We start from the raw sequence: 11,982 nt of genomic DNA, 5'->3' as shown, positions 1-11,982 counted from the left end.
AGCTACTAGGATTGGTTCAAATTTAAGGTTAAAGTGCCTGCTGAGATTAGGGACGGAGTAGCTGAGAAGGGTGAGGAATATCTGCTTTGCTAGTTCACAGGTGCAGGCGTAGGAAAATTTGGAGATGGTAAGGTTGGCATAGCGGTTGCTGTTTTCAATGACTTGGCGATCATGTTTGGAGTAATGACAGAGGGTTTTACCTGTGGCGATCGCAGTGACTTCTTGTAGGATTTGTTCTAGGGGTTTGAGTTTAAGTCGGGTGTCTGCGGTTTTAGGGTGGTGAAGGCTTCGTAGATGAGGTTACCTGCTTGGTCGATAAGAGCAATTTCGTACAGATATTCTTTACCTTCGGTGTCGAGGATAAGGTAGGTCATAGGCTTTTTTGCCATTCAGTTAGAATTTTGGCATGGATATGGTTGGGATCGATAAGTAAATTTGGTAGTGATCAAGAGGGCATGATAGATAAAAAAAGGGGTAAAACAAAATAGAAGTAACTATGGAAGTAAAATGTCCTTACTGTGAAAGTGACCAGATAGTTAAGAATGGCATAACCCGTCACAAAAAACAAAACTACAAATGTAAAAAGTGTAATCGTCAATTTGTGATTAATCCCAAAAACCAGCCAATAGCTGAATCCACAATTAAATTAGTCGATAATCTGCTGCTAGAACGTATATCCATGCGAGGGATTAAGCGTGTTGCCAAGGTGTCATTACAGTGGTTACAGAGTTATGTAAATGGTAAGTCTGTCAGTGTAGAGCCGCAAGTTAAGGTAATCCCTAAAAAAAAGCACGCCTGACCATTGAGTGCGATGAACTATGGTCATTTGTAGGGGATAAAAAATGTAAGGTATGGATTTGGTTAGCAATTGACCGAAATACTAGAGAAATTGTTGGAGTGTTTGTTGGTAGTCGAGACCAAGAAACAGCCTTGGGGTTATGGCAATCTTTACCAACCGTTTATCGACAATGGGCTGTTTGTTATACTGACTTCTGGCAAGCTTATAGCTGTATTTTGCCTAAAAACGCCATAAGGCTGTGGGCAAAGAGTCTGGACAGACTAATCATATTGAAAGGTTCAATTGTACTTTAAGGCAAAGAATTTCTCGCCTTGTTAGAAAAACTCTTTCTTTTTCTAAGAAATTAGAAAATCATATCGGTGCTATTTGGATATTTATCCATCACTACAATTCTGAAATTCACTCTAAGTTCTGCATCATGCCCTCTTGATCACTACCATAATTTAGAACTTACTAAAACTGGAACAAAAAAAGGATTTGCAAAAGCCAGCAGATACAAGCTTTGAGCATAAAGCAAATATGACAAACAGTGAAATTTCTATTTATGGATATTTATTAGGCAGTTCGATTTACAATGGTTCGAGCATTCTTGCTATTGGCATTGATTAAGTGGCATTAATTAAAAGGAGTAAAACGTGACTGAGTATCGCACCGAAAAAGATTCCATGGGAGAATTACAAATCCCTGAAACTGCTTACTATGGAATTCAAACGGCACGGGCGATCGCCAATTTTCAGATTAGTGGTATTAAACCTTTACCGATTTACATAGATGCAGGGATCACGATTAAAAAAGCGACTGCCCTAGTTAATGCGGAACTAGGTTGTATTCCCAGTGAGGTTGGCGAAATGATTGCGATCGCCTGTGATCAGGTACTGGCAGGAGCAATGCGGGAGCAATTTGTAGTGGATGTGTATCAAGCAGGGGCGGGAACTTCCCATCACATGAATATCAATGAAGTTCTAGCAAATAGAGCTTTAGAATTACTAGGCGATCGCAAAGGGAACTACAACCGCATCAGTCCTAACGATCATGTCAACTATGGGCAATCTACCAATGATGTTATCCCCACCGCGATCCGAATTGGTGGTTTAATGGCACTGGAAAAATATATTTATCCCGCCTTAGATCATTTAATCAGTCAACTTCAACTCAAAGCCACCGAATTTAAAGATGTGATTAAATCTGGACGGACTCATCTCCAAGATGCTGTACCTGTGCGTTTAGGCGATGAATTTCTGGCATACGCTCAAATTATTACCGATCATGCTAAACGGATTCGGATTGCTGCCCTAGATTTAACTGAACTGGGACTGGGCGGTAGTGCGGCGGGTACGGGCATGAATACCCATCCAGACTATGCGGTTAAAGTGGCACAGAAACTGAGCGAACTGACTAAATTTAATTTGAAGCCTGCTCCTAATCCCATGGCAGCAATGCAGAGTATGTCCGCCTTTGTTAATGTTTCGGGAAGCTTACGCAATCTAGCTCAAGACTCGATCAAAATTGCCAATGATCTACGTTTATTAGATTCAGGACCAAAAACTGGGTTTAAAGAAATTCAACTACCGCCTGTGCAACCGGGTTCCTCGATCATGCCGGGTAAATATAATCCCGTAATTGCTGAGATGACAAATATGGTGTGCATTCAAGTGATGGGATATGATGCTGCCATTGCGATCGCTGCCCAAGCAGGACAATTAGAGCTTAACGTGATGATGCCATTGATTGCCTATAACCTCTTACATAGCATGGAAATTTTAGGTAATGCCCTGAATAGCTTGGCACAAAAATGTATTAGTGGCATTACTGCTAATAGCGATCGCTGTCTGGCATACGCCGAAGGAAGTTTATCTTTAGTTACAGCTTTGAATACGCACATTGGCTATTTGAATAGTGCCGATATTGCCAAAGAATCCCTAGCTACGGGGAAATCCTTACGCCAGATTGTTTTAGATCGAGGGTTACTTAATGCCGAGCAGTTAGCGGAAATTCTGAACCTAGAGGAGATGAGTACAGCCAGATTTTACCCCGAATAAAAATCTCAAGATTTACCTAGAGGTCTTTTAGGGAATAGGTAACTGAAGTTGGCTTTTGCATAGATTTGCGGCATAACAAAATACCCAGCTTTTTTGCTAACTCTTGATTAATTTCCTGCATCTTCTGTAGGGCTGATCTTAAGATCAATTTACCTTCATGTATGAGAATTTCGCCCGTGCTCGGATCAATAAACGACTGTTGCGCCCTCTTACCAATTAATGATTCCAGTTCCGCTTCCGAACCAATATATTTACCTTTTGGGACTTCAACTTCTACCCCTGCTGCAAGAATTTGACATTGACAGGCAAGGCGAGCATTAGGGTTTTTAATCCCCATCAGGTCTAGGGTCATTAGTTCTGAAGCAGTTGGAGGCGTTAAATAATCCATTCCTGCTTGGACAAATACATGACAGGTAGCGCACCTTCCTTGCCCACCACAGGCTTTTAGCAATTTAGCTTGATTACCTAACAATGCTTTGAGCAGTTGAGTTCCCTTTGGTGAAGTAGTAGGTTTACCATCAATTATTAGTGAAATCAAATCTTCCTTGGCAGTAGTTGGAGCGAGAGATAGGCAAGATAGAACTTGTTTTTGGGCATGAATTACACCAGTCACATTTTGAATTACTTTGACAAAGTGATCATGTTTATCAGCAGTACTACTAACGACATCGCCAAGTCCTTGACTGTCGGCAATCAAGCTGCGATAAAAGCCCGGAATCATCGGATCATGACTAATGAAAATTATTGGTAAATCTTGCCACTCTTGGCGACAAATTTGAGAAATTTCCCGACAATTACTTTGATTAATATTTCCTAGTAGCAATAAATCGACGGTACCAAAACTCAAAACCTCAAGTAATTCCGTGTACTCACCACAGGTATAAATATGCCAGTTGCTAATACTTAGCATTTTCTGAAGTAAGCTGTTCAGAATTTTTGGATTGGATTCAGCTATGACTATCCGCAGGGTTGATAGGTTCAGGTGATAACCAGGAATTATATTATGGGAATTATGAGATGAATTTGGGTCTAAGGTCATTATGCTCGTCAACTTATAAAACCAATGATTTGATTAACTGGAACCGATAACTTAGCTTTTTGTAAAATTGAGGTGTAGTCATTAATTAGGCGATCGCATTCCTGTAGAAAGCCCTGAACCCATAACTTTAAGCTTGCATATTCGGATTCGGTAAGTCGCCCCTCTGGTATTTCTTCACTAAAATACGAAATTGTGCCGTTATGATTGATAGACCAAGACTCTAGCCAATGGTGTTCGACAATTAGACTTCTGTAAGACTTATTCCAATAATTAGCCAGTATCATTTCATTAAAATATTGCTTGCTAAATTGGGTGATCTGGTTAAGTGCATATAGAGTTTGCCGATAGCTTAGTGTTTCTAAAGTTAGGTTTGTTTCTAAATTCAGGTCTAAGGGCAGTTCAGGAATAACTAAATCGGAAATTGAAGTGTTAAATTCTGGAATTTCTTGAGGATTGTTCTGATATGAATAGAGAATTTCCTGTAATGCTTCTCTCAATAGATGTAAATTTGAGTAGTAGGAACTAAGAACATCATAAAATCCCTTAGAGATTGCCCAATTTCGAAAAGTTTGATTTACCTTCTCATCACCAGTGAGTAAAATGATCCGCATATTCGGATGTAACTTAGAATATTTCCGTAATGAATCTAAGAATCTAACTCCCTGCACATTTCCTAAAATTAATAGATCAGGTATTTGAATACTTAGAGCTACATCAATATCTTCAAAGTTGTCACGGACTATGACCAAATGCCGATCTTTCCTTAGTTCTGCAACCACTAGCTGAGAAGTTGAATAATCAGACTCCGCAATAACTACCACAAGCGATCGCTCCTGAACGGAACTGGATTTCACATTTCTGTTTAGTAACTGCACTGGTACATCTCCTTTGCGATACACAGAGACATTAGAGTAAATCCAGCCGAAAGCGTTAACCCGTTTTTTACAACCTAGTTATTAATTGATATGAGTTTTAAGTATTTATAACTACATTTATATTGCGCTTATCAGTTTTAAGCAGCACAAAAAGAAATATAAAACCATAACGGGGAACCTAGCCCTGCAACCCTACTTTGTCCCTTTTTTCATAAAAACTGTAATAACTATAGAATTTAAGCTTACTGATATTAATTTCTATAAGTCACGAAATTCTTTGGGTGTCATACCTACAAAACGGCGGAAGTGGCGATTAAATTGACTGTGGGAAGTAAATCCACATTGAAAACAAATATCATTAATGAATAAATCTTTTTGCTTCAGGAGAATTTTTGCCTTTTCTATACGGGTTTGAATAATATATTGATAGGGAGAGCAGCCAACTTCTTGATTAAAAAATCGGCAAAAATAAGAAGGATTCATGTTGATCAAATCAGCTAAAGTTTCCAAATTAATCTCATGATCAAAATGTTTATTGATGTAGTCAAGTATTGGTTTCAGCCGATAATTAGCTAGTACTTTTTCTGCTGGAGATGAATCATGCTCTAAGGCAAGCTTATTTATTTGAGCATTTTTTTGAGCGCTATGAGTTGACATAGCTATTTTAATTGCCGAAGTTAGTTGCTCACGGCGAAAAGGCTTGAGAATATATCCCGCAGGATAGGTATGTTTAGCACGTTCAATAGTTTCGCGATCGCTGAAGGCAGTGAGGTAAAGGAAAGGAATATCATACAAAGATTGAATATGCTCACCAACTTCTATACCATCCATTTCTCCTTTGAGGCGGATATCGAGGAGGATAAGTTTAGGCTGAAAGTCTGCAATTTTTTTGATTGCTGTATTACCATCAGAGGCAATTTCGCAGATACTGCCATCTTCATCCTTTAAAAGCTGTGAAATATGTTGGGCGACTAGCTTTTCGTCCTCGACAATTAATGTTTTGGTACCCATAACCTCAAGCATTTACATCCAAACAGTACTATTAATTTTATACACTACTATTAGTTACCAGTAATTACCAATTGATCCTCATGATAAAAAGGCGAACTTTGCGATTATTTAGCAGTATATTCCATCATCTCTCTGTAGTTAAGGTATTTGTTAATGGGTTAGTCAGAATGGCGGTTTTAAGTAATCGGGAAAGTTATTTGCACGCTAAAGCCATTTTTATAATCAAAGCTAATATCTCCCTCTAATTGTTCGGTTAAACTCTGGACTAGCTGTAATCCTAAATTTTGAGAAGTGTCTAGGGCTGAATCCTGCCTTATACCTACCCCATTATCTGATACCAAGAGTGTTAAAGATATTGGCATCTTGTTTAGCGGAATGGTCTTTGTTAGCTGAATATTGATTCTGCCATACTGATTGGGGAAGGCATATTTCAAAGAATTAGAGACCAGTTCATTAATAATTAACCCTAAAGGAATAGATTGATCTAGGGATAGAAATACGTTATTAACCTCTATGTTTAGTTCAATTAGGTCTGGATGGGGATAGTAACACTGTAATAGGTTGGCGGTTAAGTTATGAATATAGCTAGAGAAATCAATGAGGCTAAGATCATCACTACGATAGAGTTGATCATGAATTAATGCCATAGACTCCAAGCGGCTTTGATACTGTTCTATGCTTAACTGAGTTGCAAGTGGGGCATTACGAAACTGGAGAAACAAGATGCTGGACATAACTTGCAGGTTATTTTTCACCCGATGGTGTATTTCTTGCAATAGTATTTTCTTTTGATCTAATTCATTACATATTTGTAGATATAGATTCTCTTTCTGCACAGCTGTACTAATCTGCATCCCTATTTGCTGGATAAAGCTGATTTCTAATGGTTGCCAATACCTTGGTTCAGTGCATTGATGTACGAGTAATAGTCCCCACAGGCTATCGCCCAAGATAATAGGAGCGACAAGATTTGCCCTAACTTGATACTGGCGCAATATTTCAGCATGACAGGGAGCAATATTTGGGTCATTTTCCACATCATTGATATAGGTAACTTGACCATTCAGATATTCTGTGGCTATATCTTTGGGGGCAAAGCAACTATCTTTAAATACGGTATTCAGCATTGATAATTCGGGACAGCAGACTTCCTCTTTTAGGACATAGCCGTTGCAGTTGACATCTAGTTGAAAAATTTGAATGCGATCGCACTGTAGGAAATCCTTTGCTTTTTTTAAGATCAAATCTAGTGCTTCTTTTACGCTGTTAGATTGATTAATTATTAAAGTAACCTCAGTCTGGATGCGATCAGCCTTAGCTTGATTTTGCAGTTGTTGGTAGAGACTTGCCTGTTGAATAGAAATCGCCAGTTGATTAGTAATCTGTTCTAATAATTCAGCTTCTTCAGGTTGCCAGTGCCGCAATTCTCCGCAGGAATGCACAATTAATAGCCCCCATAGCTGTTTATCATATCTTTGCCATCTAGTGACTTCAACTTTATTATTAACCTCGTTATTGACATTATTAATATGATGCACAATTGGAGCAATAATCTTGGATTTGATCTTTGCTTCCTGCATATACTCTGATAAATCTTTAAAAAAGGAATGTTCGGAAACATTATTCTCAATCAAAATATTAGAGTTAATAAAATATTCAAACATTTCAGATGTTAGATGTGTGTCATGCCAACTGCTATGCAGAATAACTGGGTAAGTTGGGTTTACAGATTCTTGGACAATTTTAGACAAGCCATTTTCAAGCAACTGATAGATGATTACCCGATCGCAATTTAAGATTCTTTTGACTTCGGTTACAGTAGTTTCTAGGATGAGATTTAGGTTCAGAGATTGACGAATCTGTTGGGTAAGGGTCATTAAAACATTTTGGTACTCTATTCTTTGGTGGAGAGCGATCGCTGTACGTTTACGCTGGGTAATATCCTCCACAGTGGCGACAAAGTGAGATGGCTCACCTTTAGCATTTTTAATCAAACTGATTCGAGTAATAGCATCAATTAGAGTTCCATTTTTATGTAAATACTGTTTCTCTATACATTCATGTTTTGTGATATTAGCTAACAGTCGGGAAATAGCTGCCAAACAGGTTTCTGCATAACTGGGATGGCTAAATTCTAAGGTAGTTTTTTTGATAAGCTCTTCAGGTGAGTAGCCAAGTATTTGACATAAGTACTGATTGACAGTTAAAAATTGATTTTCAAGGTTGAAAGTGCAGATACCAACGGGAGTATTGTCAATTGTTAGTTTCAATAGCTCTTCACTCTGGCATAAATTTTCTTGACTTCGCCGTAATTTCTCTTCTATTTGTTTCCGATCAGTAATATCTCTAGCGGCAGCATAAATCAAGTTACCACTGCTTGCGCCTCTCCACTCGAACCAACGATAGGAGCCATCACGGCATCGATAGCGATTTACAAATTTGGCAATGTACGGCTGAGTATTAAAAAGTGCGATCGCATCCAAAGTCCTTTTTACATCTTCGGGATGAACATAATCAATGCAATAACTCCCCTCCAGTTGATCTAAACTATAGCCTAGAGTAGTCTGCCAAGAAGGATTAAGGCGGAGGAGATAACCGTCCATATTCGCAATACAAAGTAAATCTAGGGATACAGAGAAAAATCGATCAAGTTCGGTAGTTTTGGTTTTGAGTTCAATTTCTGCTTGTTTGCGATCGCTAATATCACGCACGATCACCAGAACTTCTTGATCATTAATCGCTAAGGTTCTCACCTCTTCATAAACAATACGATTGGGTTTAAGATGTTTATGTTCATGAATCTGTAATTCTCCTGTGGCGATCGCTTGCTCAATAGTTTGCATCTGTTGTTGCAACAATTCTGGGGTTAAAACCTCTGAAATATGATTTTTAATTGGTTGGCAATTATCTACTCCAATTCCAGACTTTTTATAGGATAAACAGGTGCCGTCACTGGCAAGTCGTAGGATCAAATCAGGAATAGCATTCAGCATAGTACGATTAGTTGCTTCACTTTTTTGTAATGCAATTTCATATTCCTTGCGATCGCTAATATCCCTAGCCATGCCATGCCAAAGAATGTCACCATTGGGCAGTAGTTCGGGTTGAGAAATCCCTGAAATCCACTTTAATTTTCCTGAAGCCGTGTATATTCTGCCTTCCCATCGCCAAGGTTCTAGGGTTTGAGCCGAAATTTGGATGGATTGATACAAAGGTTCCACATCCAAGGGATGTACTAAGGTAAAAATGATATTGGCATCCGCTTGAATTGCTTCTGGGGTAAGTTCGTAAAGCGAGAAAGTACCCTGACTCGTAAATGGGAAGGACATTGAGCCATCAGGTTTGAGCAGAAATTGATAAAGGGCAACGGGAATATTATCAGTTAGTTTTCTTAACTTTAATTCGCTTTCCTTGAGAGATTGTTCAGCTAATTTTTGCTTTGTGATGTTGCGGATTGTTGCCAACAACCCAATAGAATTTCCACTTTCATCCCTAAGTGTAACTACTCTGGAGCCGACCCATAATTCTTCCCCATTTAAAAGGCGATGGATATTTTCACCTTCCCAATAGCCCTGAGTTTCGATTGCTGCCATGGCTCTATGTTCATCTTCAGGATTCAGCCACTTAAATTCATAGCATTCGCTTAAGTATTTACCACGCATTTTATCTGCTGGAAGCTTATACTGATTTAAAGCAGAATCGTTGCAGTAGGTTACTCGATAATCTTTGTCTATCAGAATCACCGCATCACTGACTTGGTCAAGAATCTGAGGGTCAAATTGATAAAGGGATAGAGATTTTTCTGGAGATTTAAGAGATTTAAGCCTAATCCTTTTACTACTTTTTCTCTTAGGTTCATATTTCTGTAATTTCCGTTCGGTTTCTGCTAATTTTTGGTTTAGATTTGCCTTAGTGATCGCCTGATTAATAGCAAAATTTAAAAATTCCTGACTCAAACTTTCTTTAAGCAGATAATCTAGATGCAGAGGAGTAACTATTTCTTTAAGCTTTTCTTCCTGCTTTGTCCCTATTAAGATTAAAACTGGTACAAAATTTTGGGATGCTTTGTCTAACTGCTGAAGCACCTCTTTCTTTTCGATCAAAGTAGTTACGCTCATACAGGTAAGCTGAGAACATTCTGATAATTCCCAGTCAAGCAAAATACACTGTGATTGTTGATCCGTTCGTGATGCTAATGCCAGTTTTAAGGCTTCTGAAATAGACTCACATTGCTGAATATGGTTTAACTTGAAATTTAACAGGAAATCTGGCTTGCTGCTGATAATTAAAATTAAAGGAATGCGATCGCCTGTTTCAATCACTTTTTCAGTAAGTTTTTCAGTCATTTAGAGAGCTTGCCAATAATCACCGTAAGTCACTGATTGTACTAAAAATCCCTAGTAATTCTGCACAGGCTAAACAAAGCTTACACTTACCTTAGATAAGATGTATTTATTTACGCTTTTTATACTTTCAAGTCAGCGATCGCCAATTCATTAGCCAATTAACTCCCCAAATCAACTATTTATGCGCTGATCTGATACAATCCCAAGCAAAAGTCTTTAAATATGGAGAACTACAATGAAAATCATACTAGGACTAGGAATTGGGCTAGGTCTTCTCGCTTTTACCTCTCAAGTACAGGCACAACCCGCCTATGGTAGTTACATCGGTGGTGGACTAAGTTTTGGCGTGAGTGAAGGTAATGTCAATAGTAACGAAGGTAGAAATACTTCTGCTGTAGCGGCATTGAGGTATAAGTTTTTAGAAATTCCGATTTCTCTGAGAACTCAAGTATTATTTGGGAGCAGTACTGCCATTGTGCCTACAGTTTCCTTTGATTATCCTCTTAACTTTGATACGGATATTTATTTGGGAACAGGCATAGCTTTTACTAATAGTTCCACCAATACTCCCGTAGGTAATAAAACAGCCTTAGTTTTCCAACCGGGGATTGATTACACTATTCCTAATAGTAATTTAGTGGTTTTTGGCAATATTATTTTTGCGATCGATGGTTATCGTAATGCTGGTGGTACAGCTACAGCAATTCAAACAGGTGTAGGATTTCGGTTTTAGTTTTGGTTGTCTTAATCTGGTTTCGTAAATTCTTTTGTAAATTGTTTTGTAAATTTTAGTGTCATAATTTTTACATCATAGTTTCAGAAATATATTTCAAACCTATTTCCTAAAAATATAAGTTCCTAAAAATATAAGCCAGTCATCTGCAGTAATAACTCATGGACGATCAATACAAGATTCAACAGCTAGTCGAAAATCTAGGTAAGGCGATCGTGGGTAAAGGTGAGGCGATTGAGCTTACTTTAGTGGCTTTACTGGCTGGTGGTCATGCCCTATTAGAAGATGTACCCGGAGTTGGCAAAACCCTATTGGCAAAGTCCTTAGCTGCCTCGATCGCTGGCTCTTTTCAAAGAATCCAATGTACTCCTGATCTATTACCCACGGACATCACTGGCACAAATATCTGGAATCCCCAATCGGGACAATTTCAATTTTTACCCGGTCCTGTATTTGCCAATATTTTATTAGCTGATGAAATTAATCGAGCCACCCCACGGGCGCAGTCAGCTTTACTCGAAGTTATGGAAGAGGCGCAGGTAACTATAGATGGCGTTTCTCGTGCGGTTCCGTCTCCATTTTTTGCGATCGCTACCCAAAACCCCATTGAATATCAAGGCACATTCCCCCTTCCAGAGGCACAGCTTGATCGGTTTGTGCTTGCCTTTACCCTTGGTTATCCTAGCCGTGATCAGGAAATTGAAATCCTCTTAAAAATGCAGTCAGGGGCGATCGGTGTGACTAAGTTAGAACCCTGTATTACTCCCGAGGAAATTCTGGCTTTGCGCCAAAAGTGTCGGCAGATTAAAATTAACCGCAACACCAGCCAATACATTGTGGATTTGGTGAGGGCAACCCGTGAAGATAGTGAAATTACCCTTGGAGCCAGTCCCAGAGGCACAGTAGCATTACAGCGCACTGCTCAAAGTCTGGCATTTTTACGAATTAACCTTGATCCCAACCGCAAGGCAGATTATGTCACTCCTGATGATGTTAAGTTTCTAGCACCCTATGTTTTAGGACATCGGATTATTCCTGCGGGTCGGCGATCGCCCAAGCAGATCATTCAAAGGCTTTTAGATACAGTGTCAATGCCTTAAATTATTTACTGGCTCAAGCCATAAAATACTCTCTATATTC

At 38.9% G+C, this 11,982-nt stretch carries 8 protein-coding genes and 1 pseudogene; 4 read left to right on the top strand and 5 right to left on the bottom strand.

The genetic code is table 11. The features are described from left to right. Window positions 1-236 precede the first annotated feature (236 nt). The gene (locus SYN7502_RS20145; protein WP_210391327.1) at window positions 237-389 is read right to left on the bottom strand and encodes a hypothetical protein; all 153 of its coding nucleotides are present in this window, start codon (window positions 387-389) and stop codon (window positions 237-239) included. A gap of 107 nt (window positions 390-496) precedes the next feature. Here SYN7502_RS20145 and SYN7502_RS19300 point away from each other — a divergent pair. After that, window positions 497-1,229, top strand: a pseudogene (locus SYN7502_RS19300) (IS1 family transposase). A 205-nt stretch (window positions 1,230-1,434) separates the two neighbouring features. Continuing rightward, window positions 1,435-2,838: an aspartate ammonia-lyase gene (locus SYN7502_RS07025; RefSeq protein WP_015168162.1), complete on the top strand. Its 1,404-nt coding sequence runs from the start codon at window positions 1,435-1,437 to the stop codon at window positions 2,836-2,838. A 16-nt stretch (window positions 2,839-2,854) separates the two neighbouring features. On the opposite strand, the gene SYN7502_RS18215 is transcribed toward SYN7502_RS07025, so the two are convergent. From SYN7502_RS18215 to SYN7502_RS18210, 4 genes are all read right to left on the bottom strand, one after another. Continuing rightward, window positions 2,855-3,748, bottom strand: coding sequence for a 2Fe-2S iron-sulfur cluster-binding protein (locus SYN7502_RS18215; RefSeq protein ID WP_168130327.1), 894 nt, complete (start codon window positions 3,746-3,748; stop codon window positions 2,855-2,857). Between the two features lie 137 nt (window positions 3,749-3,885). Further along, window positions 3,886-4,731, bottom strand: a complete 846-nt coding sequence (locus tag SYN7502_RS07015) for a DNA-binding transcriptional response regulator (protein ID WP_210391326.1) — start codon at window positions 4,729-4,731, stop codon at window positions 3,886-3,888. A 279-nt stretch (window positions 4,732-5,010) separates the two neighbouring features. Next, the gene (locus SYN7502_RS07010; RefSeq protein WP_041430020.1) at window positions 5,011-5,763 is read right to left on the bottom strand and encodes a response regulator transcription factor; all 753 of its coding nucleotides are present in this window, start codon (window positions 5,761-5,763) and stop codon (window positions 5,011-5,013) included. A gap of 176 nt (window positions 5,764-5,939) precedes the next feature. Next, entirely contained in the window at window positions 5,940-10,109 is a 4,170-nt protein-coding gene (locus tag SYN7502_RS18210) for a PAS domain S-box protein (protein WP_015168158.1), read from the bottom strand. A 235-nt stretch (window positions 10,110-10,344) separates the two neighbouring features. Here SYN7502_RS18210 and SYN7502_RS07000 point away from each other — a divergent pair, with 235 nt between their 5' ends. Both SYN7502_RS07000 and SYN7502_RS06995 read left to right on the top strand, forming a co-directional pair. Further along, window positions 10,345-10,842 (top strand): hypothetical protein, encoded by a 498-nt coding sequence (locus SYN7502_RS07000; RefSeq protein WP_015168157.1) that lies wholly within the window; start codon window positions 10,345-10,347, stop codon window positions 10,840-10,842. A 161-nt stretch (window positions 10,843-11,003) separates the two neighbouring features. Continuing rightward, window positions 11,004-11,942 carry an AAA family ATPase gene (locus tag SYN7502_RS06995; protein ID WP_015168156.1) on the top strand — a complete coding sequence of 313 codons (939 nt, stop codon included), beginning with the start codon at window positions 11,004-11,006 and terminating at the stop codon, window positions 11,940-11,942. The last annotated feature ends 40 nt before the right edge of the window (window positions 11,943-11,982 follow it).

The organism is Synechococcus sp. PCC 7502 (assembly GCF_000317085.1).
Lineage (GTDB): Bacteria > Cyanobacteriota > Cyanobacteriia > Pseudanabaenales > Pseudanabaenaceae > PCC-7502.
Note: the sequence above shows the minus strand (reverse complement) of the source record. Positions and strands in the feature narration are given on the sequence as shown.